The sequence below is a fragment of the Bradyrhizobium sp. USDA 376 genome (genome assembly GCF_054063675.1).
The window spans coordinates 3,256,719-3,279,145 of the sequence record NZ_JBSSGN010000001.1 but is presented as its reverse complement, the minus strand read 5'-3'; the positions used below and the strand labels follow the sequence as shown (position 1 = coordinate 3,279,145).

Annotated in this window: 19 protein-coding genes; 7 read left to right on the top strand and 12 right to left on the bottom strand. The window is 65.5% G+C overall.

The features are described from left to right. Positions 1–4 precede the first annotated feature (4 nt). The 3 genes from ACVJ19_RS15295 to ACVJ19_RS15285 are packed head-to-tail and all read left to right on the top strand — an operon-like array spanning position 5 to position 3,806. The gene (locus tag ACVJ19_RS15295) at positions 5–742 is read left to right on the top strand and encodes an ABC transporter ATP-binding protein (protein ID WP_453948380.1); all 738 of its coding nucleotides are present in this window, start codon (positions 5–7) and stop codon (positions 740–742) included. Beyond that, positions 739–1,797, top strand: coding sequence for a Gfo/Idh/MocA family protein (locus ACVJ19_RS15290; protein WP_453948382.1), 1,059 nt, complete (start codon positions 739–741; stop codon positions 1,795–1,797). Before ACVJ19_RS15295 ends, ACVJ19_RS15290 begins: the two co-directional genes overlap by 4 nt. After that, on the top strand, positions 1,794–3,806 hold the full coding sequence (locus ACVJ19_RS15285) for a bifunctional sugar phosphate isomerase/epimerase/4-hydroxyphenylpyruvate dioxygenase family protein (RefSeq protein ID WP_456739391.1): 2,013 nt from the start codon (positions 1,794–1,796) through the stop codon (positions 3,804–3,806). Before ACVJ19_RS15290 ends, ACVJ19_RS15285 begins: the two co-directional genes overlap by 4 nt. Here the strand turns inward: ACVJ19_RS15285 and ACVJ19_RS15280 are convergent. Further along, positions 3,712–4,884 (bottom strand): ABC transporter substrate-binding protein, encoded by a 1,173-nt coding sequence (locus tag ACVJ19_RS15280; RefSeq protein ID WP_453948386.1) that lies wholly within the window; start codon positions 4,882–4,884, stop codon positions 3,712–3,714. The two genes, ACVJ19_RS15285 and ACVJ19_RS15280, sit on opposite strands and share 95 nt — an antisense overlap. A 309-nt stretch (positions 4,885–5,193) precedes the next feature. Between ACVJ19_RS15280 and ACVJ19_RS15275 the strand changes: the two genes are divergently transcribed. Continuing rightward, the gene (locus ACVJ19_RS15275; RefSeq protein WP_453948388.1) at positions 5,194–6,459 is read left to right on the top strand and encodes an NAD(P)/FAD-dependent oxidoreductase; all 1,266 of its coding nucleotides are present in this window, start codon (positions 5,194–5,196) and stop codon (positions 6,457–6,459) included. A gap of 425 nt (positions 6,460–6,884) precedes the next feature. Here the strand turns inward: ACVJ19_RS15275 and ACVJ19_RS15270 are convergent, their stop codons facing one another. Genes ACVJ19_RS15270 through ACVJ19_RS15260 form a run of 3 tightly spaced genes read right to left on the bottom strand, consistent with a single transcriptional unit; the run spans position 6,885 to position 9,690 of the window. Beyond that, positions 6,885–8,096 carry an ABC transporter substrate-binding protein gene (locus ACVJ19_RS15270; RefSeq protein ID WP_453955083.1) on the bottom strand — a complete coding sequence of 404 codons (1,212 nt, stop codon included), beginning with the start codon at positions 8,094–8,096 and terminating at the stop codon, positions 6,885–6,887. A 49-nt stretch (positions 8,097–8,145) separates the two neighbouring features. Continuing rightward, on the bottom strand, positions 8,146–8,469 hold the full coding sequence (locus ACVJ19_RS15265) for a 2Fe-2S iron-sulfur cluster-binding protein (RefSeq protein ID WP_453948390.1): 324 nt from the start codon (positions 8,467–8,469) through the stop codon (positions 8,146–8,148). A gap of 12 nt (positions 8,470–8,481) precedes the next feature. Further along, entirely contained in the window at positions 8,482–9,690 is a 1,209-nt protein-coding gene (locus ACVJ19_RS15260; protein ID WP_453948391.1) for a cytochrome P450, read from the bottom strand. A gap of 83 nt (positions 9,691–9,773) precedes the next feature. Between ACVJ19_RS15260 and ACVJ19_RS15255 the strand changes: the two genes are divergently transcribed. Beyond that, on the top strand, positions 9,774–10,280 hold the full coding sequence (locus tag ACVJ19_RS15255; RefSeq protein WP_453948393.1) for a MarR family winged helix-turn-helix transcriptional regulator: 507 nt from the start codon (positions 9,774–9,776) through the stop codon (positions 10,278–10,280). Positions 10,281–10,666: 386 nt separating this feature from the next. On the opposite strand, the gene ACVJ19_RS15250 is transcribed toward ACVJ19_RS15255, so the two are convergent. After that, complete coding sequence (locus ACVJ19_RS15250) at positions 10,667–12,523, bottom strand: feruloyl-CoA synthase (RefSeq protein ID WP_453948395.1); 1,857 nt, start codon at positions 12,521–12,523, stop codon at positions 10,667–10,669. A gap of 150 nt (positions 12,524–12,673) precedes the next feature. Between ACVJ19_RS15250 and ACVJ19_RS15245 the strand changes: the two genes are divergently transcribed. Next, positions 12,674–13,168, top strand: coding sequence for a MarR family winged helix-turn-helix transcriptional regulator (locus tag ACVJ19_RS15245; RefSeq protein WP_453948397.1), 495 nt, complete (start codon positions 12,674–12,676; stop codon positions 13,166–13,168). 183 nt (positions 13,169–13,351) lie between these two features. Next, a complete protein-coding gene (gene atzF, locus ACVJ19_RS15240) occupies positions 13,352–15,160 on the top strand; it encodes an allophanate hydrolase (protein WP_453948399.1) in 1,809 nt (602 codons plus the stop codon). Positions 15,161–15,335: 175 nt separating this feature from the next. Here the strand turns inward: atzF and ACVJ19_RS15235 are convergent, their stop codons facing one another. The 7 genes from ACVJ19_RS15235 to ACVJ19_RS15205 all read right to left on the bottom strand — a co-directional run bounded on the left by ACVJ19_RS15235 (position 15,336) and on the right by ACVJ19_RS15205 (position 21,902). Further along, positions 15,336–16,058: a GntR family transcriptional regulator gene (locus tag ACVJ19_RS15235; RefSeq protein ID WP_453948400.1), complete on the bottom strand. Its 723-nt coding sequence runs from the start codon at positions 16,056–16,058 to the stop codon at positions 15,336–15,338. 4 nt (positions 16,059–16,062) lie between these two features. Continuing rightward, the gene (hpxZ, locus tag ACVJ19_RS15230; RefSeq protein ID WP_453948402.1) at positions 16,063–16,455 is read right to left on the bottom strand and encodes an oxalurate catabolism protein HpxZ; all 393 of its coding nucleotides are present in this window, start codon (positions 16,453–16,455) and stop codon (positions 16,063–16,065) included. A 1-nt stretch (position 16,456) separates the two neighbouring features. Further along, positions 16,457–17,851: an AtzE family amidohydrolase gene (locus tag ACVJ19_RS15225; protein ID WP_453948404.1), complete on the bottom strand. Its 1,395-nt coding sequence runs from the start codon at positions 17,849–17,851 to the stop codon at positions 16,457–16,459. Positions 17,852–17,858: 7 nt separating this feature from the next. Then, on the bottom strand, positions 17,859–18,038 hold the full coding sequence (locus ACVJ19_RS15220) for a DUF4089 domain-containing protein (protein WP_018644466.1): 180 nt from the start codon (positions 18,036–18,038) through the stop codon (positions 17,859–17,861). Positions 18,039–18,064: 26 nt separating this feature from the next. After that, positions 18,065–19,894 carry a dipeptide ABC transporter ATP-binding protein gene (locus ACVJ19_RS15215; RefSeq protein ID WP_453948405.1) on the bottom strand — a complete coding sequence of 610 codons (1,830 nt, stop codon included), beginning with the start codon at positions 19,892–19,894 and terminating at the stop codon, positions 18,065–18,067. 91 nt (positions 19,895–19,985) lie between these two features. Continuing rightward, the gene (locus ACVJ19_RS15210) at positions 19,986–20,885 is read right to left on the bottom strand and encodes an ABC transporter permease (RefSeq protein ID WP_130363691.1); all 900 of its coding nucleotides are present in this window, start codon (positions 20,883–20,885) and stop codon (positions 19,986–19,988) included. A gap of 3 nt (positions 20,886–20,888) precedes the next feature. Further along, positions 20,889–21,902: an ABC transporter permease gene (locus ACVJ19_RS15205; RefSeq protein WP_011083857.1), complete on the bottom strand. Its 1,014-nt coding sequence runs from the start codon at positions 21,900–21,902 to the stop codon at positions 20,889–20,891. Positions 21,903–22,427: the final 525 nt, after the last annotated feature.

The window sequence follows — 22,427 nt, the reverse complement described above, 5'->3', positions numbered from 1 at the left end:
CACCATGAGCGATCCGATCCTCTCGGTTCACAACCTCGTCGGCGGTTACGGCAAGATGACCATCCTGAACGGCACCACGTTTTCGGTGCCGCCGGCGACCATCACCACCATCATCGGGCCCAACGGCGCCGGAAAATCCACCGTGTTCAAGGCGATCTTCGGTCTCCTGAAGCTGCGCGAGGGCAAGATCACTTTCGCGAACCGCGACGTCACCAATCTGAGCCAGCGCGCGCTGCTCAATGCCGGCATCTGCTATGTGCCGCAGGGCCGCAACATTTTTCCGGAGCTCTCGGTCCGCAGCAACATCGAGCTTGGCGGGGTCTCGGCGGGGAAAGGCATCGACCTGCCCAAGCGGATCGAGGCAGCCCTCGACCTGTTTCCGGCGTTGCGCCACAAATCGGCGCAGCAGGCCTCGACGCTTTCGGGCGGCGAGCAGAAGCAGCTCGAGATCGCCCGCTCGCTGCTGCTCGAACCGAAGCTCGTGCTGATCGACGAGCCCTCGATTGGCCTGTCGCCGCTGATGGTGCAGCAGACCTTCGACATCCTCAAGAGCCTGCGTGACCGCGGCGTCACCATCCTGATGATCGAGCAGAACGCGCGCTCGGCGCTGGAGATCTCCGACATCGGCATCGTGCTCGAGCTCGGCCAGACCCGCATGCTCGACAAGGCAGAGCGCATCCTGAACGATCCCCGCATCGGGCAACTCTTCCTTGGGGGCGCCATGGAGGAGAGTGCGGCATGAGCGCGCGAATGCGCATTGCGGTCGCCGGCGCCGGCCTGATCGGCCGCCGCCATATCGCGCTGATCGAGGCCTCGAAGGACTGCGTGCTGTCGGGCATCGCCGACCCCTCGCCTGCCGGGAAGGATTTTGCAGAGGCCCACAATGTGCCCTGGTATGCGGATCATCGCGCACTGCTGGCGCAGGACAAGCCCGACGGCCTCGTCATCGCTTCGCCCAACACGCTGCACCTGCCGATGGCGCTCGATTGCGCGGCCGCGGACGTGCCGGCGCTGATCGAAAAGCCGGTGACGGAGACGGTTGCCGCCGCGCAGCGCCTTTGCGCGGCGGTCAAGCGAACCGGCGTGCCGATGCTGGTCGGCCATCACCGCCGGCACAATCGGATCATCAAGGCCGCACGCGAGGCCGTCACGACCGGCAGGCTCGGCCAGCTCACCGCCGTAGTCGGACTGTGGCTGCTGAAGAAGCCCGACGATTATTTCGAGGTGACGTGGCGGCGCGAGCAGGGCGGCGGACCGCTGCTCATCAATCTCATCCATGACATCGACAATCTCCGCTTCATCTGCGGCGAGATCACCGAGGTGCAGGCGCTGACCTCGAACAAGGTGCGCGGCTTCGCCGTCGAAGATACCGCGGCGCTGCTGCTGCGTTTTGCGAGTGGCGCGCTGGGAACAGTGACCGTGTCGGACGCGACGCCGGCGCCGTGGAGCTGGGAGCTCTCTTCGGGCGAGAATCCCGCTTATCCCAGGCAGGACCAGCCCTGCTACATCTTCTCCGGCACCGGCGGTTCGCTGTCCGTGCCGAACATGGAGCTGTGGTCCTATACGCAGCAGCCCGGCTGGTACGCGCCGCTGTCGCGCGAGACCGTCGCACCACCCGCATTCGATCCGCTGGTCGAGCAGCTCCGGCACTTCTGCGCGGTCATCAGGGGCCAGGAACAGCCGTTGATCACGGCCGAGGACGCGATGGGAACGCTTGCGGTCGTCGAAGCCGTCAGCGAGGCCGCGCGCACAGGCCAGACAATCTCACCGGGGCGGATCATGGAGCAGGCAGCATGAACAAGCGCTCGATCGCGACCGTCTCTCTCTCAGGGGCGCTGGACGAAAAGCTCCGCGCCATCGCCGCCGCCGGCTTTAACGCTGTCGAGATTTTCGAGAACGACCTGCTGTCGTTCGGCGCAGGCCCGCGCGATATCGCAAAGCTCTGCCGCGACCTCAATCTCGAGATCTGCGCGTTCCAGCCGTTCCGCGATTTCGAGGGCATGCCGGAGCCGCAGCGCACGCGCAACTTTGCCCGCGCGATGCGCAAGTTCGATCTGATGCAGGAGCTCGGCACCGATCTCTTGCTGATCTGCTCCAACGTGTCGCCCGCCTCGCTCGGCGGCATCGACCGCGCCGCGGACGATTTTCGCGAGCTCGGCGAGCACGCCGCGAAACGTGGCCTGCGCGTCGGCTACGAGGCGCTGGCCTGGGGCCGCCATGTCAACGACTATCGCGATGCCTGGGAGATCGTGCGCCGCGCCGATCACCCCGCCATCGGCGTCATCCTCGACAGCTTTCATGCGCTGGCCCCGGGCTTTCCCACGCGCGCGATGGCTTCGATCCCCGGCGACAAGATTTTTCTGGTGCAGCTTGCCGACGCGCCAAAACTCGAGCTCGACATCCTGTCGTGGAGCCGGCACTTCCGCTCCTTCCCCGGCCAGGGCGACCTGCCGGTCGGCGAGTTCATGCAAGCGATCGCGGCGACCGGCTATGCCGGACCGCTGTCGCTGGAGATCTTCAACGACCAGTTCCGCGCCGGCTCGGCCGCGCAGACCGCTGTCGACGGCCTGCGTTCGCTGATCCTGCTGGAGGACCAGCTTGCACCGGACTGGCCGAAATTTGCCGGCGAGCCGCTGGCCCCGAAGGCGAAGAGCGGCGGCACCGGGTTCATCGAGTTTGCCGTCAACGAGACCAAGGCCGGCGAGCTTGCCCGCCTGTTCTCGCAGCTTGGCTTCCGAAAGTCCGGCAAGCATCGCAGCAAGGCGGTGGAGCGCTGGTCGCAGGGCAAGGTCGAGCTCGTCATCAATTGCGAGACCGACGGTTTTGCGCATTCGCATTACGTCACGCATGGCCCCGGCGTCTGCGCCATCGCGCTCGACGTCGACAATGCCGGCCGTGCCATGCAGCGCGCCGAGACGCTGAAGGCGCGCACCTTCTACCAGCCGGTCGGGCCGGGCGAACTGGAGATCCCCGCCATCCACGGCGTCGGCGGCAGCCTGCTCTATTTCCTGGATCAGGCCGGCAAGAACTGGGACACCGATTTCGAACCTGTGCCGAGCGATGCAAGCGCCGACGCCCTGCTCGCCGTCGATCACATCGCGCAGTCGATGCCCTACGACGAGATGCTGTCCTGGCTGCTGTTCTACACCGGCATCCTCGACCTGAAGCGCCTGCCGCAGATGGAGATCGCCGATCCCAGGGGCCTCGTGCAGAGCCAGGCCATCATCAACGCCGACCAGAGCCTGCGCTTCGTCCTCAACGGCTCCTCCGCCAACCGCACACTGCCGGCGCGCTTCATCTCGGAATTTTTTGGCTCAGGCGTGCAGCATGTCGCGTTCTCCTGCCGGGACATCTTCGCGACGGTCGCAGAGATGCGCAAGCGCGGCGCAGACTTCCTGGACATCCCCGACAACTATTACGACGATATCGAAGCCAAATACGATCTCGCACCCGAGCTGATGGCGCAGCTGCGCGCCAACCACATCCTCTACGACCGCGAGGGCGACAGCGAGTTCTTCCAGGTCTACACCCACATCTTCGACGAGCGCTTCTTCTTCGAGATCGTCGAGCGGCGGAATTATCAGGGCTTTGGAGCAGCGAATGCCGGCATCAGGCTGGCGGCGCAAGCCCGCGAGGTGCGCCCCGCCCAGCATGCCGCGGGTGTAGGTCTTCGCCTCTCCCCGCAAGCGGGGAGAGGGGAAGAGTATCACCTCACTTCATCTTGCACTTGTCGTGGAACCGATCCTGGTCGTTCTCCACGATGGTCGCGACGGTCTTCAGCGCGAGCTGGCCTTCGGCGTCCTTGACCACGTCCTGCAGGTAGAAATTCTGGATCGGGATGTGATTGTTGCCGTACTTGAACGGACCGCGCACCGATTTGAAGTTCACCTTCTCCATCTCGGCCTTCATTTCGTCCTTCTTGGAGGTGTCGCCCTTCACGGCGACGACGGCGCTGTTGATCAGGTTCGCGGCGTCATAGGACTGCGCGCCGTAGAAGGTCGGGCGCAGGCCGGTATGCTTCTTGCGGTAGTCGGCGACGAACTTCTTGTTCTCGTCATTGGGCAGGTCGTTGACCCATTGCTGCGCGCCGGGCACGCCGAGCGCGTTGTCCTTCTGCAGCGGCAGCGACAATTCGTCGATCGTGAAGGCAGTGTAGAGCGGGATCTGCTGCTTGATGCCGGCCTGCGCATATTGGTTCAGGAACTGGACGCCGGCGGCGCCCGGATAGAACACGAAGATCGACTCGGCCTTGGAGTTCTTGGCCTTGGTGAGCTCGGCGGAGAAGTCCAGCTGGCTCGGCCACACCGTATATTCCTCGCCGACCACCTCGCCCTTGAAGGTGCTCTTGACACCGGCCAGCATGTCCTTGCCGGCCGCGTAGTTCGGGCCGATCAGGAATACGGACTTGACGCCCTTCTGGTTCATGTAGGTGCCGACCGCCTGCGGCGTCTGGTCGTTCTGCCAGGAGGTGGAGAACACGTAAGGAGAGCAGAGCTCGCCGGCGAGCTGCGACGGGCCGGCATTGGCCGAGATCAGAAAGGTCTTCGAATCCACCGCGGTCTTGAGCGAGGCCAGGAGCACGTTCGACCAGATGTAGCCGACGATGAAATCGACCTTGTCGGACTGCACCAGCTTCTCGGTCTTCTGCTTGCCGACGTCGGGCTTCTGGCCGTCGTCCTCGTAGATCACCTCGACCGGCTTGCCGCCCATCTTGCGGCCGAGATGGTCGAGCGCGAGCTCGAACGAATTGCGCATGTCATTGCCGATCACGGCGGTCGGGCCGCTGAAGGTCGAGACGAAACCGATCTTGATGGTGTCGCCGGCGAATGCCGGGCTCGCCAGCACCAGCGCCGCTGCGCCCGCCAGCCAGAATGCCGTCCTCATAACCACTCCCCTCCTTATTATTGATCCCGGAAACGGGGTGATCGCCGCCCCGGGTCTGTCTCTATTGAACGCAAAATCTGTCGAGCCGCCAATGGCTCAGCGTCTGCCCCTGCACCATATTTCGCCCCAATCGGCGATGGCAAGAAATATAATGCTACTTACTTCGGCCAAGGCCGGGTCAAGCCTGCGGCGCTTTTTCGCGGGCCGTTGATACAGCAAGCCTATGCCGCGATTGATGACGGCTATTGGACCGCGACGCCCGATCCGCACTTAAATGAAGGAGAGCAGCAGCGAGATTCGAGGTGCATCATGGCCGCAAATCCCCATCGCGTCGTCATCGTCGGCGCCGGCTTCGGCGGGCTGGAGGCGACATACAGGCTGGCGGGCGCGCCGGTCGAGATCACGCTGATCGACCGCCGCAACCACCACCTGTTTCAGCCGCTGCTCTACCAGGTCGCGACCGCCTCGCTCGCGACCAGCGAGATCGCCTGGCCGATCCGGCATTTGATGCGCGACCGGCGCGAGGTGACGACGCTGTTCGCGACCGTCAGCGGTGTCGATGCCGAGCGGCGCTGCGTGCTGATCGACGACGGCAGCGAGGTGCCCTACGACACGCTGGTGCTCGCGACCGGGGCGCGCCACGCCTATTTCGGCCATGACGAGTGGGAAGCATGGGCGCCGGGTCTGAAGACGCTGGAGGATGCGACGACCTTGCGCCGGCACATCCTGGTGGCATTCGAGCGCGCCGAGCGCGAGACCGATCCGAACAGGCGCGCCGCACGGCTGACCTTCGTCATCGTCGGCGCGGGCCCCACCGGCGTCGAGCTCGCCGGCACCATCGCCGAGATGGCGCATCACACCCTGCCCGCCGATTTCCGCAACATCGACACGACCAAAGCGCGCGTCGTGCTGATCGAGGCGGGTCCGCGCGTGCTGGCCGGCTTTCCCGACGAGCTCTCGGCTTATGCGCAGGCCTCGCTGGAAAAGATCGGCGTCGAGGTCGTGCTGGGACAGGCCGTCACCGAGATCAACCGCGAGGGCGTCGTGTTCGGCGGCAAGCTGCTCGAGGCCAAGACAAGAATCTGGGCCGCCGGCGTGCGCGCCTCGCCCGCCGCCGAATGGCTCGGTGCGCCGGCCGATCGTGCCGGGCGCGTGCAGGTCGAGGATGATCTAACGATTCCCGGCCATCCCGAGATCTTCGCGATCGGCGACACCGTCAGCATCAACGCCTGGGACGGCAAGCCGGTGCCCGGCATCGCGCCGGCGGCCAAGCAGCAGGGACGTCATGTTGCCGAAACGATCAAAGCCCGCCTGCGCGGCGAGAACAAGGGCGCGTTCCGCTACAAGCATTCCGGCAACCTCGCACAGATCGGCAAGCGGCTCGCGATCATCGATTTCGGCAAGGTCAAGCTGCGCGGCACCATCGCGTGGTGGATCTGGGGCATCGCCCACATCTACTTCCTGATCGGCCTGCGCCACCGCCTCAGCGTCGCGCTCAGCTGGCTCTGGATCTACGCGCGAGATCAGCGGGCGGCGCGGTTGATCACGCAGGGAAGCAGTAAGGTGGTGGGGTGAGGCTAACGCGGAGCGCTCCTCTTACCCTCCCCTGGAGGGCAGGGCTATCGCAGATGGCTTCTTGGTGACGGCCAGAGCAAGCGCCTCGTCCTTCGAGACGACCGCTCCGCGGTCTCCTCAGGATGAGGCTAAGCAGCATTGCCCCCGTTGAAATTGCTGCCGCGCACTCCGCCCTCATCCTGAGGGCCCGCCATCGGCGGGCGTCTCGAAGGATGCGCTGCGGGCGAGCTATCGGCCACGCATCTTCATATGCGATAGCCCTGCCTGGAGGGGGAGGGTCGGCTCACATGGAGCGCAGCGAAATGTGAGACGGGGTGGGGTGACAGTCCCTCCACCGATGCGGTGCCCGAGTGGAGAGCTCACCCCACCCCGCTCGCGCTGCGCGCGATCGACCCTCCCCCTCCAGGGGAGGGTGAAAGCACCGCCTACTTCACCAGCTCGCACCCGCCCTCCGCCAGCGGACGGAACGCCTGGTCCGCGGGAATCGTCGAGACCAGCTTGTAATAGTCATACGGATATTTCGACTCTTCCGGCTTCTTCACCTCGAACAGGTACATCGGATGCACGACGCGGCCGTCCTGGCGGATCGTGGTGTCGCCGAACAGCTTGTCCTTGCCCTTGAACTTCTTCATCTCGGGCACGGCGTCCCTGGCATTGTCGCTGCCGGTGGCCGCGACCGCATTGAGATAAGCGAGCGTCGAGGCATAGACACCGGCCTGGTTGCCGCTCGGCATCTTGCCGTTCATGCCGGGCCGGGCGGCAAAGCGTTTTGCGAACGCGCGGGTATCGTCGTTCATGTCCCAGTAGAAGGCTTCCATCAGTTGGAGGCCCTGCGCGACCTTGATGCCCATGCCATGGACATCGTTGATGAAGAGCAGGAAGGCGACGAGCTTCTGCCCGCTCTGCTGGATGCCGAACTCGGCGGCCTGCTTCACCGCGTTGATGGTGTCGCCGCCGGCGTTGGCAAGACCGATCACCTGCGCCTTCGAGCTCTGCGCCTGCAACAGGAAGGACGCGAAATCGGACGTGCCGAGCGGATGCTTGGACGAGCCGATCACCTTACCGCCATGCCCCTCGATGTATTTCTGCGCTTCCGACTCGATGCCCTTGCCGAGCGCGAAGTCGACCGTGAGGAAATACCAGTCCTTGCCGCCGCGCGACACCATCGCGGCTGCCGTGGTGTTGCCGGTCGCCCAGGTGTCGTTGACCCACTGGATGGTGTTGGGCGAGCAGGCCTTGCCGGTGAGATCGGAACTCGCGGTCGAAGACGCCAGGAAGGTCATTCGGCTATCGCGCAAGAGCGTGTTGATGGAAAGACCGACGGCCGAATTCGGCACGTCGACGATGGCATCGACGCCTTCGACGTCGAGCCATTTGCGCGCGATGGCATTGCCGACATCTGCCTTGTTCTGGTGATCGGCATAGACGATCTCCACCTTGATGCCCTTGCCGCCGCCGTTGAAATCCTCCGCCGCCATCCGCGCGGCCTCGACCGAGCCCATGCCGTTGGTGTCCTGGAAGATGCCCGAGATGTCGTTGAGCACGCCGATGCGTACGACGTTGTCCGAGATCTCGGCATTCGCCGCGCCGGTGACCAGGCTCGCAGCCAGCGCGAGTGTCCACTTCAGATGCTTCATCATTCCCTCCCCTTGTGTTGGTTGCCGGTCGTTGCCGGCACATCGAGATTCAGACCTGCCGATCCGGCAGACGCAGCACGAGCCCGTCGAGTTCGGGCGTGATGTTGATCTGGCAGGACAGCCGGCTGTTCGGCAGCCGCTCGGCGGCGGTGCCGTCGAGCAGCGCGTCCTCGTCATCGGCGACCGCAAGCAGGCGCGCGAGCCAGCTCTCGTCGACATAGACGTGGCAGGTCGCGCACATCGCGTTGCCGCCGCACTCGGCCAAAATACCGTCGAGGCCGTGACGGGTCGCGGCCTGCATGGCGCTCTCGCCGCCTGAAGTCTCGATGCGGATGGACTTGCCGTCGGGATGAATGAAGGTGATGGCGGGCATCAAGACTCCTCGTCAGGCCGGGGTGATGGTGACAGGCAGGCTGTCGAGCCCGCGCAGCGTGTTGTTGAAGCGGCGTTTCGGCTCGCCCGTGATCTCGATCTTGGCGATACGGCGCGCCAGCGCCGTCAGCATCACCTCGCCTTCAAGGCGGGCGACGAGCTGGCCGACACACATGTGGATGCCGGAGCCGAAGCCGACATGGCCGGAGGTGCGGCGGGTGATGTCGTAGCTGTCAGGACTATCCCAGCGCCGCGGATCGCGATTGGCGGCGGCGAGGAACATCAGAATCTTCTCGCCCTCGCCGATCCTGGCACCCGACAGCTCGACCTCGCGCGTCGTGGTGCGGAAGAACGTCTGCACCGGGCTCTCGAATCGCACGGCCTCCTCGAAGGCACCGCGCGCCAGCGAGAGATCGCTGCGCAGGCGCCGCCATTGATCAGCGAAGCGTGCGAGGCAATAGACCGCCGCACCGATGCCGTTGACGGTGGTATCGAGGCCGGCCGACAGCAGCGAGCGCACCAATAGCGGAGCCTCGGTGGCCGTGATAGCGCCCTCGTCGACCTGCGCATGAATGCAGGCGCCAAAGCCGCCGGGCGCAAGGTTTCCGCGCTGGCATTGCTCGGCGACATAAGCCTGGTGCGGCATCGAACGTTCGATCGCTTCCTGGCGCAGCTGGTTTGGCGGGCCGAAGGCGTTGAACACGACGCTCGCATAGGGGATCAGGTGTTCGCGGCCCTCGGGCTTCAGCCCGAGCGCATCGGGAAAGATCGACAGCGGGTACGCCTCGGCGAGGTCGGTGATCGCATCAAAACTGCGCTTTTCGATCAGCGCATCCACCCGCTCCTCCGCCGCCGCAGCAAAGCGGTCGCGCACCTGCTTCATCACCGTTGGCGACAGCACTTTTGACAGCACGGCGCGGGTGCGGGTGTGCGCAGGGGGATCGGCCTCCAGGATCAGGCTCGGCGGCCGCCACGGCGTCTCCTTCTTGAAATCGGACAGGCCGACGCCGCGGCTGGAGCAGAAGGTGGCGGGATCGTTCAGCACGGCATGGACCTCGGCATAGCGCGCCACGCCATAGACCTTCCACTTGTCGAGATAGACCACCGGGCCTGCCTCCCGCAGCAGCTCATGCGTGGGATAGGGGTCGGCAAAAAAAGTCATGTCGAAGGGATCGACGTCGAGATGCGGGACGCCAGATGCGGCGGAGCCGGGTGCGCTCATTGAAGTCCTCCCTCATTTTGATCTTGTGAAAGGGCGGCGCATGCCCTTAGGTCTTTCGGCACGCCGCGAGTCAGAATCCCGATATGCCGCCGTCTTCGACCAGAGCCCGCCAAAAGCCCGCGCCCACGGATGCGGGACCGACGCTCGACCTCGAGCGTTACGTGCCGGCGTTCATCACCTTCATCGCCAACAAGCTCTCCAACAGCGCGACCGCGTTCTACCAGAAGCAGTTCGGCGTCAACGTCACGGAATGGCGGATCATGTCGCTGCTGGCGATCGAGCCCGGCATTCCGGCCTCGCGCATCTGCCACGTCATCGGCTTCGACAAGGGCCCGGTGAGCCGGACGCTGGCGGGCCTCGAGAAGCGCGGGCTGATCTCGATCCGCACCGACCCCAATGACGGCCGCACCCATTCGATCTCGCTGACGGCGAGGGGCCGCGCAACCCATGACAAGGTGATCGTCGCTGCCTTCGAGCGCGAGCGGCGCCTGCTGTCCTGCCTGAGCAAGGACGAACGCGAGGTGCTGATCGATCTGCTTCGCCGGCTGCACGAGAATCTCGGCGCCGTGACGGACAGCAGCTATACCTGACGCGCCGCGCCGCGGCTGCGTCGTGCCGACGTTTTCGGGCATGCGCCAGCGTTTGCCCGCGGCACCATTCCTGCCGAGCATCGTTTCCTCCGAGATCGGACGCGACGGTTCGCCCGCCGTCGTCCTAGTCTGGAACGGTTCGCACAAATTAGTTGCTTAGGCAACAAAAGAATCAGCAGGATATTGCGACAGGATGGCTGGCTTATTTGGGTGGACTTCGCGCTCGCCCTCGTGTCCCGGACGCGCTGCAGCGTGAAACGCTGCTGCGCAGAGCCGGGACCCAGATTTAACTACGTCCGCGAAGAATGGGCCCCGGCTCAGCAGCGCATCACTTATGTGCTGCGCTGCGTCCGGGGCATGAGAGGAGTATGTGCGGCAACGGCACGTTAGCCGGCGCAGCCGACCCACGCACCCGACGCATCATCGTTCAGCCGCCTCACCGCCTCCGCACGCCGTGTCAGCACGGCGCGCTGGTTGATGTAGCCCTTGTCGGTGATCTCGCCGCCGTCGACCGATGGCGGCTCGGCGAGCAGCAGTGCGCGCGTGGCATGGCCGGAGGAGTTTGCGCTCTGCTGTTTCAGCTTTGCGAGACCCTGTGCGATGGCAGCGCGGACCTCGGCATGCGCCAGCACATCGCTCACAACCGCCGTCTCGGGCAAGCCGGCATGAGCGCGGCAGGCCGCGATGTTCGGGAACACCAGGAAGCGGACCTCGTCGCCGCCATGACCCGCCACGACGATATCCTGGGCGAGCGGTGCCAGTGCGGCGATGCCGGCGACCCGCAGCGTGCCGACACTGACCCAGGTGCCGGAATTGAGCTTGAAGTCTTCCGCGACGCGGCCGTCGAAGAACAGGCCGCGCTCCGGCCGTTCGCTATCGGCAAGCTTCACCGCGTCGCCGATGAGATAGAACCCCTCCTCGTCGAACGCCTGCTTCGTCAGCTCCGGCGCCTTCCAATAGCCCGGCGTGACATTGGGGCCGCGCACGCGCACCTCCAGCTTGTCGCCTGACGGGACGAGCTTCAGCTCGGTGCCGGGAATCGGCACGCCGATATTGCCGGAGCGTTCGGCAAGGAAATGGCAGTCGGCCGCGAGCGGCGAGGTCTCGGTCGATCCCCAGGCCGAGACCATCGGCAGCGCACGGCCGACGGTCGCGATCGAAAGCTCTTCGAGCGCATCCCAGAGATTCTGTGGGAGCGCCGCGCCCGCATAGAAGGCGAATTTCACCTCGCTGAAGAAGCGGCGACGCAGCTCCTCATCACCGCGCAGCGCCGCGATCAGCATGTCGAAGCCGCGCGGCACGTTGAAATAGACCGTCGGCATCACGCTTTTCAGATTGGCGAGCGACGTCGCAAACAGGCCGGGCGCGGGCTTGCCGCCGTCGATGTAGAGCGAGCCGCCGTTGCGCAGCACGAGGTTGAAATTGTGGTTGGCGCCGAACGTATGGCTCCAGGGCAGCCAGTCGAGGATGACGAGTTCGCCGCGCTGCTGCTCGAGGAAGGTCCAGGTCTGCGCCTTGGCCTGCTGGCTCGAGGTCAGCATGCGCTGGGTGTTGATGACGGCTTTCGGCGTACCGGTCGAGCCTGACGTGAACAGGAATTTTGCGATCGTATCCGGCGTGAGCGCAGCGAAGGCTTTTGCGACCTCCGGACTTTCCGGCGTTGCCGCAACGGTGCGGAAGGCGAGCGCATTGGCGTCATCGGCATTGCCGCTGATGATCCGTGCGTTGTGCAGCGGCTTGATCGCCGTCAGCGCCGCGGCAAACGGCTTCGCGGCGGACACGTAGATCGCGCCCGGCTCGAGCAAAGCGATCATGCTCTTGAGCTTGTCAAAATCCTTCGACATCAGCGAATAAGCCGGCGAGATCGCCGCCGAGGGCACGCCGACGTGTTGGGCGGCAAGCGCGAGCAGCGCGTGGTCGATGCTGTTGTCGGAGAGGATCGCGAGCGGGCGCTCCGCGCTGAGGTCTTGCGCGAGAATCCACGACGCCGCCCCGCGCACCTGCCGCAGCGCCTGCGCGTAGGTGACCGTGGTCCACGGCGCTTCAGGATTGCCGCGCTCGGCGAGGAACACCTTATCCGGCGATTGTCGCGCCCATTGCTCCAGCCAGTCGCCGATGCAGCGCGCGCTCTCGCGCAGGGGTTCCGGCGATCGCAACACGATGCTGCCGTCGGCGCGATGCTCCGCGACGGTTTTCGGCACAGCGAACAGATTTGACGCGTCACCGCGTGGGGTGGCTGCCATGTGTTTCCTCCTCGCCCGCAAGGTCGGGTCGGCCGCAGCCTCGTTCCGGACTGCTTTGGCCATAATGTCGGGCACGACAATTGTTGTCGTCAACAACAATCTTTTCTTCGACGGCGGCGGGCGTTAGGATTGCACGGCAGGAGACACAACGTGACAGCCAGCGCAGCCCAGACGTCCCCGCGTAAACGATCCGGCAACGGCGCAGTGCGACGCAATGACGCCGACGAGATCGGCCTCGATGCCCTGGTCGGTCACGCCGGCTATGCAGTGCGGCGCTTCCAGATCTGGATTTTCCAGGACTTCATCAGGACGCTCGGCGACGTCGACATTCGGCCGACGCAATATTCGGTGCTGACGGTGATCGGCGCCAATCCCGGCCTGTCGCAGATGGCAGTGGCAAAACGCCTCGGCATCGAGCGCGCCCGCCTGGTGCACCTGCTCGACAGCCTCGAGCAGCGCAAGCTCGTGAAGCGAGTCAAGTCGAAAGAGGACCGGCGCTCGCACGCGCTGCATCTCACCGCGCAGGGCGCCACCGCGCTGGCGAAGTTCAAGCGTCTCGCCGCCGAGCACGAGCGGCATGTCGAAGAAAAGCTAGGCAAGGAGAACCGGGAGCAGCTGCTTCGGATCCTCGCAGGCTTCACCTGATCCAACCGCCTAGAATTTGGGCAGATGCCCGCAAGCGGGCGTAACCCGCCCGGTCACCGAAACATCCCCCAAGCCACTGATCCCTCGATAATATCCGGAGCGACCGCCCTGCCCGGATTCTGTACACAATGGCACATCGCTTGCTTCAATCCGGGTGAGACCTGTTGCCGGAGTTTGGACGCCATGGGGGCTGAGCAGCCTGAAACGATCGCCGCGATTGTGGCCGCGCATCGCGCGGGCACGCTCACGCCGGCGGAGACAGTCGCGCGGACCTATCAGCGCATCCGCGATTACAACGACCCGGCCGTCTTCATCAGCCTGCGCGACGAGAAGGACGCGATCGCGGAGGCCGAGAAGCTCGCCGCCCGCGCGAATGTGGCGAGCCTGCCGCTCTACGGCGTGCCGGTCGCGGTGAAGGACAATATCGACGCGCTGGGCTTTCCGACCACCGCGGCCTGCCCCGCTTTCTCCTATACGCCGACGCATGACTCGACCGCGGTGGAGCGCCTGCGCGCGGCCGGTGCCATCATCATCGGCAAGACCAATCTCGACCAGTTCGCGACCGGCCTCGTCGGCGTGCGCTCGCCTTATGGCATCCCCCGCAACTCGCTCCGGGAGGATCTCATTCCGGGCGGGTCAAGTTCGGGCTCGGCGACGGCTGTCGGCGCCGGCCTCGTCCCGCTATCACTGGGCACCGACACTGCCGGCTCAGGCCGCGTGCCGGCGATGCTCAACAACATCGTCGGAGTGAAGCCGAGCCTCGGCATGATCTCGACCGCGGGCCTGGTGCCGGCCTGCCGCACGCTCGACTGCATCTCTGTGTTCGCCCTGACGGTGGACGATGCCGCGCTCGCGCTGTCGGTGATGGCCGGACCCGACCAGGCCGATCCGTTTTCGCGCGACCGGCCGCTCGGCCCGCTCACGCAATTCCCTGCGAATTTGCGCCTCGGCGTGCCCCGCAACGGGCAGCTGATTTTCTTCGGCGACAGGAAGGCGGAAGCCGCTTACGCCGATGCGCTGAAGCGCTGGACTGCGCTTGGGGCCAATCTGGTCGAGTTCGATCTCGAGCCGTTCTACGAAACGGCGCGGCTGCTCTATGAGGGGCCCTGGGTCGCCGAGCGCTATCTCGTGATCAAGAATCTGCTGGCGTCAGCGCCTGACGCAATCCATTCGGTCACGCGCGAGATCACTGCGGCCGGCGCGCGGCTCAGCGCGGCCGAAACCTTCTCGGCGCTCTACCGCCTGCAGGGCCTGCGCAAGATCGCCGAGCGCACGTTTGCGAATATTGACGCGCTGGTGCTGCCGACGGCACCGACGGCCTATACCACCGCGCAGGTGCTCGCCAATCCGATCGAGCTCAACAGCCGGCTCGGCACCTACACCAACTTTGTGAACCTGCTCGACCTCTGCGGCCTCGCCGTGCCGGCTTCGATGCGCAGCGACGGCGTACCGTTCGGCATCACGCTGCTTGCACCCGCAGGACGAGACGCGCTGCTTGCGAGCATCGGCCGCGTGTTCCATGCGGATACGAAGCTGACAGTTGGAGCCAAGGGCGCGCCGCAACCACCGCTCGCGGCGCTGCCTGCGGAAGGCATCGACGAGATTCCGATCGCGGTGGTCGGGGCACATCTCTCCGGCATGGCGCTGAACGGCGAGTTGAAAGCGTTGAGCGGAAAGCTGATCGAGGCGACAAGGACTGCGCCAGACTACAAGCTCTACGCGCTTGCAACCACGCCGCCGAAGCCGGGCATGCTGCGCGTGGAAGCCGGCAAGGGCGCGTCGATCGAGCTGGAGATCTGGTCACTGTCTGCGGCGGCGTTCGGCAAGTTCGTCAACGCGATTCCGGCGCCGATGGCGATCGGCACGATCCGGCTTGCCGATGGCCGCAGCGTGAAGGGCTTTCTCGTCGAGCCCGAGGTGCTGGGCGAGGCGCGCGATATCACCGCGTATGGCGGCTGGCGCGCTTACATGAAGGAAGCCGCGACGGCTTAGGGCAACTCTGCGAATCAAACAAAGACTGTCGTCCCGGCGAAGGCCGGGACCCATAGCCACAGAACCAGATTTGACGAAGACTTGGAGTTACCTGCTTCGCGCCACAACTACTCCCTGTGGTAATGGGTCCCGGCCTTCGCCGGGACGACAGCGGAATATGTAGCGGCTGTCCTGCCTACACCGACACCGCGTAGATCTCGTACTCCCCGCGCACCAGCTCGATATGCGCGCGCATGGCGGCGGCGGCGCCCTGCTTGTCGCCGCGCATGATGGCGACGACGACGCGGTCGTGCTCGGCCTGCGATTTGGCGAGACGCCCGAGATTGCGGAACTGGGCGCGGCGGAACGGCTGCACGCGGACGCGCGTCGCCAGCGTGATCTCGGCAATGTAGCCGTTCTGCGAGCCCGCATAGATCGTGTTGTGGAAGCGCTCGTTAACCTCGTGGAAGCGCTCGGGATTGCCGGCATAGCTCAGCAGCCGCAGCTCTTCATGGACGGCCTCGAGCGCATGACGCTCGGCGGGGGACATGCGCTCGGCGGCAAGGCCGGCGCACAGCGCCTCGAGCTCGGCCATCGCCTCGAACATGCTTTTCAAACGGTCGATCGAGGGCTGCGCCACCACCGCGCCGCGATGCGGCCGCGCCTCGACAAGGCCGCTCGCCACCAGCTGGCGCAGCGCCTCTCGCACCGGCGTGCGTGAAACACTGAAGCGCCGCGCAATGTCGGTCTCGTCCAGCGGCGCGCCCGGCGCCAGGGTTCCGCGCACGATCTCGTCGGCGAGCTGAAGACGCAGCTCCTCGGCGCGCGTGACCTTGTGCACCGACGGCAGCGCCCGGTCGACACGGGGCACCACCGGCTCAGCCGGCAGTGTCCCGGGCGGAAGATCGTCAAGCGTCATTCGATCAGGTCTCTTTCGGCTCGTCGATGATGCTGACATGGGCCGCGACGACGCGCCAGCCCTCCGGGAAACGAATCCACGTCTGCATCTGCCGGCCGACCTTGCCGGGCGCCGTGTCGCGATAGAACAAGGTGGAGGCCACGGCCGTGTCGCGCCCGTAGCTGCTGATGACGGTTTTGGCGGTGCGGCGGTTCAGCCCGACCGGCGAGCGGCCGGCGCGGAAGCCGGAGATCGCTTCATAGCCGTAGAGGTTCTCGCCGATGCCGTAGCGCAGCGTGCGGGGATCGTTGCGGAACAGCTCGCCGAGCACAGCGACGTCGTTGCTGACGAGCGCCTGCTCATAGCGCTCGAACGCGGCTTTGACTTCCGCGATCACCTCGGGGAGATCGATCTCCATTTCAGAATCCTCTTGGAGCGGGCGCCGATACCACGCCCATCTGTTCCAGCGCGTATGCGACACGCAACGCGACGTCCTCGCGCCAGGGCGCAGCGATGATCTGCACGCCGATCGGCAGCGGCTCCAGCGGCACCGGAACGGCAACCACCGGCAGGCCGATGAAGGAGATCGGCTGGGTGTGGATGCCGATATTGGCACGCACCGGCAACTCGACGCCGTCGAGATTGAAATTGACCTGGCCGAGCTTTGGCGCGGTGCAGGGCGTTGCGGGTGCGATCAGCACGTCGACCGACCTGAAGATCTCGGCGAGCTGGGCACGATACCAGCGGCGGAATTTCTGCGCGCGGTCGACCAGTGCTGCCGGTACCATGGCGCCCGCGATCAGCCGGTCGCGCACGGCGGGATCAAAATCGTTCGGGCGCTTGCGCAGGCGGTCGAGATGCAGCGAAGCACCTTCGGTGGTGGTGATGACATAAGCCGCCGCGCGGGCGCGCGAGGCTTCGGGCACGTCGACGATTTGCGTTGCGCCAAGCGCCTTGGCAACGCGGCCGACGGCTTCGACCGCTTCCGGAAACACGTTCTTCTGGAAATGCCCGCCGGCGATCGCAATGCGCAGCCCTGCGATGGACTCAGCTAGCTTCGGCATCGCCGGCTCAACGCCGCGCGTCGTGCAGGCGCCGTCATCCGCATCCGGCCCCTGCATCACGTCATAGGCGAGCGCGAGATCGGTGACGGAGCGCGCGAACGGGCCGAGATGATCGAGGCTCGCCACGAACGGAAACGAGCGCGCACGAGAGAGCCGGCCATAGGTCGGCTTCAGGCCGAAGATGCCGCAGAAGGACGACGGCACGCGGATCGAGCCGTTGGTGTCGGAGCCGAGCGCGATCGGCACCAGCGCGCCCCCGACGGCGGAGCCGGAGCCACCGGAGGAGCCGCCGCTCATCCGCGTGGTGTCATGCGGATTGCGCGAGGGGCCGTCATGGATGTTTTCGCCGGTGAAGTCGTAGGCGTATTCGCCCATATTGAGCGCGCCGACGAGGACGGCGCCGGCCGCCTCCATCCGCTCGATCAAGGTCGCGTCGCGCCTGGCGGGCGGGAGGTCGCGGTTGATCTTCGAGCCGGCGCGCGTCGGTAGCCCAGCGACGTCGAACAGATTCTTGACCGCGAAGGGCACGCCGGCGAGCGGGCCGACTTTCTTGCCCGCGGCGATATCCGCATCGATCGCGCGCGCTTTTGCGCGGGCGCGCTCGGCGGTGACGTCGGTGAAGGCATTGACGATGCCGTCGTGCTGCTCGATCCGCGCGAGCGCGGCTTCGGTTGCGGCGAGCGCGGACAATTGGCCGCCGGCCACCGCTTTCGCGATGTCGGCCGCGTTCATCTCTGGCTTGGCGGTCATGGCAGCATCAGGCGGTGAAGATCGGCGCCGGCTCGGTCTCGTCCGGCAGCGCGAATTCATCGACGAGACGGGCGAGCCGCAGCGAGACTTCGAGGTTGGCGCGGACCGCGGGCCTGAAGGCCTCCTCGACCGGCAGCGCCAGCGCTTTCGATACAGCGTCGATATAATCGTCCAGCGGCTCGGCCATCACGCTCCCAAACAATCAATGCACTCTCAGTGTACCTGCAACGGCGGATGCGGGATCGCCGTCAGCAGCTCCTTGGTGTAGTCGTCCTTGGGATCGCTGAGGACCTGCTCGGAAGAGCCTTCCTCGACGATCCGCCCCGTCCGCATCACAATGACACGATCGCACAACAAGCGCACCACATTCAAATCATGCGAGACGAACAAATAGCTCATACCTAGTGAGGCCTTGAGATCCTGGAGCAGGTTCAGCACCACGGCCTGCACCGAGACGTCGAGCGCCGCCGTCGGCTCGTCCAGGATGACCAGCTTCGGATGCAGGGCAATGGCGCGGGCGATGCCGACGCGGGCCTTCTGGCCGCCGGATAATTGATGCGGGAAGCGGTCGAGCAGATTGTGCGGCAGGCCCACCATGGTCGCCAGTTCCTCGCAGCGCGCGCGGAGCGCATCGCGCCCCTTGATGTCGCCCAGTTGCATGATCGGATCGGCAATGGCGCGCGCGGCGGTGAAGCGCGGGTTGAGGCTGTCGGTCGGGTCCTGGAACACCATCTGGATGCGGCTGCGCTGCGGCAGCCGGGCAAACGACGCCGGTGCGATTCCGCCGATATCCTCGCCGTCGAACTGGATCAGGCCGGAGGTCTGATCCAGGAGACGCATCACCATCATCGACGTGGTCGATTTGCCGCAGCCGGACTCGCCGACGAGGCCGACGCTCTCGCCATGGCCGATCGCGAAGCTGATGCCGTCGACGGCGCGGAACACGTCCGGCTCAACCGGCGGCTTGCGGCCGAACAGCTTTCCGAGCACGGCGGTGGCGCCCTGGCGGGGGTATTCCTTGACGAGCTTGTCGATGAGGAGGAGGGGCTTTCCACTCTCACGGCTTGCACCGGCTTGCTCCCTCTCCCCGTCCTTCACGGGGAGAGGGGCTGCTTCCGAGAGCACGGTGCTCGGGGAGTCCCCCTCACCCGCCGCGCTCTGCGCGTCGGCCTCTCCCCGCACGCGGGGAGAGGCGAAGGAAGCCGCCGCACTCGCATCTTCTTCCGGCAGCAAGTCTCGCAAGCTCACCCCAAGCCGCGGCGTCGCGCGCATCAGCTTCTTGGTGTAGGGGTGCTGCGGATTGGCGAAGATGTCGGCGGCCTTCGCGGTCTCGACCACGCGGCCCTTCTCCATCACCACGACGCGGTCGCAATAGGCCGCCGCGAGGCCGAGATCGTGCGTGATCAGGATGGTCGACATCGCGCGGCGTTTCGTCAGCTCGACGATCAGGTCCATCACCGCCTTCTGCGTGGTGACGTCGAGGCCGGTGGTCGGCTCGTCCGCGATCAGCAACTGCGGATTGCAGGCGAGCGCGAGTGCGATGACGACGCGCTGGCACATGCCGCCGGAGAGCTCGAACGGATAGGCGTGATAGCGCTCGCGCGGGCGCGCGATCTTGACCTGCTCCAGCGCCTCGATCGCCTTCTCGCCGTGATCGGCGACCTGGGCCTGCTGCACATGGGTGCGCAAGACATCCTCGATCTGGTCGCCCACTTTGCGGATCGGATTGAGGGCCGCACGCGGGTTCTGAAAAATCATCGAGACTTCGCGGCCGCGCAAATCGCGCATCTGGTCTTCGGTCGCGGCCTTCACGTCGATGCCCGAAAACATCACCGAGCCTTCGGCGATCTTGCCGGCGCGATCGAGGATGCGCATCACCGCGTAGGAGGTCACCGACTTGCCGGAGCCGGACTCGCCGACGATGGCCAGCGTCTCGCCCTTGGCGACGGAGATGTTGACGTGCTGCACCGCCTTCACGATGCCGCGGCGGGTGGTGAATTCGACCGTAAGGTCCTGGACGTCGAGCAGGGGCTGGGCGGTCATGGGCGGCTGCCACTCAAAAAGGGCGAAAACAACCCCATGCACAGTAGAACGGGGTTGATTTCATTGACGAATTTCGACCGGAGATTTGCCATCACGTCCTCCGCTGGGGGTCGACGATGTCGCGCAGGCCGTCGCCGAGGAGGTTGAAGCAGAACACGGCGATCATCAGGGCAAGGCCCGGGAACAACGCGATCCACCATTCCCCCGACACCATGAAGCCCGCGCCTTCCGCGACCATGATGCCCCATTCGGCGGTCGGCGGACGGACGCCGAGGCCGATGAAGGAGAGGCCCGCGGCATTGAGGATGGCGTAGCCCATGGTCAGCGACATCTGCACGATCATGATCGGCATGATGTTCGGCAGGATATGCACCAGCAGGATGCGGAATTCGCCGTTGCCCGAGAGACGCGCGGCCTGCACGAAGCCGGCATTGCGGCGGACATTGGCCTCGGCGCGCGCGACGCGGGCATAGAGCGGGAAGTTCACGATGGCGGTGGCGAGGATGATGTTCTGCACGGTGTTGCCGAGCGCTGCGACGATGCCCATGGCAAGCACGAACAGCGGGAAAGCCATGATGGTGTCAGCAATGCGGCCGACGATGCGGTCGGTCCAGCCGCCGAAATAGCCCGCCGCGATGCCGGCAAGGCCGCCCATCAGGAACACCAGCACGACCGAGGCAATCGCGATGAACGTATCGAGCCGTGTCGCCACCACGACGCGGCTGAAGATGTCGCGGCCGAGCTGGTCGGTGCCGAACCAGTGCGCGGCCGAGGGCGGCTTCAGTGCCGCAGCCGTGTCGGAGGCGAGCGGATCATACGGCACTACATAGGGGCCGAAGATCGCAGCGATCAGGATCACGATCAGCAGCGCGAAAGCAAAGCCGGTGACCTTGTTCTCACTGAGAACATAGCGGGTCTGTTCGAGGATCGCAGTGAGGCCCGACGTTCGCGCGGGACCGACGGGTTCAACAGCAGGCGCAACGGAGCTCATGATTTAGCCCTCCAACCTGACACGCGGATCGATCACGCCGTACAAGATGTCGATCACGAGATTGAGCAGCACGTACATCACCGCCATGGTCAGCACGAAACCCTGCACCGGCGCGAAGTCCGACGAGATCAGCGCTTCCACCGCGTAGGAGCCGATGCCGGGCCAGGCGAACACTTTCTCGACCAGCACGTTGGCCCCTAACAGGAACGAGAACACCATGCTGAGCGTGGTGATCACCGGAAGCATCGCGTTGCGGAAGGCGTAGGTGACGATCACGGTCGCCGGCGACAGGCCGCTGGCGCGCGCGGTGCGGACGAATTCGCTCGCGAGCACCGCCAGCATCGAGGCGCGCGTCATGCGCGCGATCGGCGCCAGCGAGAAGATCGCCAGCGTCGTTGCGGGCAGGATCAGCTGGCTCAGCGCCGAGCGGAATGCCTCGAGATCGCGCGCGATCAGGGTGTCGATCAGATAGAAGCCCGTCACCGTCGGCGGCGCGCTGTAGAACACGTCGAGGCGGCCGAGCGGCGCCGGCGACCAGCCAAGCCGGAAATAGAAGACATAGACCAGCACGAGGCCGGTGAAGAACACCGGCAGCGAGACGCCGGCTGTCGTCGTGACCCGACAGAGATGGTCGACCCAGGACCCTGGTCGTGTGGCCGCCAGCACGCCGAGCGGAATGGCGATGACGATCGAGACGATCAGGCCGAGCAGCGTCAGCTCGGCGGAAGCCGGCAGGCGGTTACGGATTTCGGCTGCGACCGGCTGGCCAGTCGTCAGCGAATTGCCGAAATCGCCATGGGCGAGATCGTTGGTGTAGCGGAAGAACTGCTCGATCAGCGGCCTGTCGAGGCCGAGTTTTTTCCGGATCTGCTCGACGGCTTCTTTCGTCGCCGCAGGGCCGGCGAAGTAGGCAGCGGGATCGCCTGGCAGCGCGCGCGTCAGCAGGAAGGTGACGATGACGACGCCGATCAGCGAGGGAATCGCGAACATCAGGCGCTTGCCGATCATGGTCAGCATGAGAGCGCTCTCCTTCTGCTTGGCAATTGGGAGCAACCTCGCGCGGCTTGCTCCGCGGCGTTCCCTCCCCCCTTGCGGGGGAGGGCTAGGGAGAGGGGTGGCCGCAAGCGAGGTCCGAGTTCGTGGCTACCCCTCTCCCCGACCCTCCCCCGCAAGGGGGGAGGGAGCGAGAGGCCAGTGCCCACCTCACTCAAATCGATTGAGCCAACAGGTCCTGATCTTTCGTGGAGAGGACCGTCGATCGCAGGCAAGAACGTCGCCGCACGCTCCGCTGCGTTCCCTCCCCCCTTGCGGGGGAGGGCTAGGCAGGGGGGTGGCTCCGGGAGAGATTTGAGTTCGTGGCTACCCCTCTCCCCGACCCTCCCCCGCAAGGGGGGAGGGAGCGAGAGGCCAGTGCCCACCTCACTCAAATCGATTGAGCCAACAGGTCCTGATCTTTCGTGGAGATGACCGTCGATCGCAGGCAAGAACGTCGCCGCACGCTCCGCTGCGTTCCCTCCCCCCTTGCGGGGGAGGGCTAGGGAG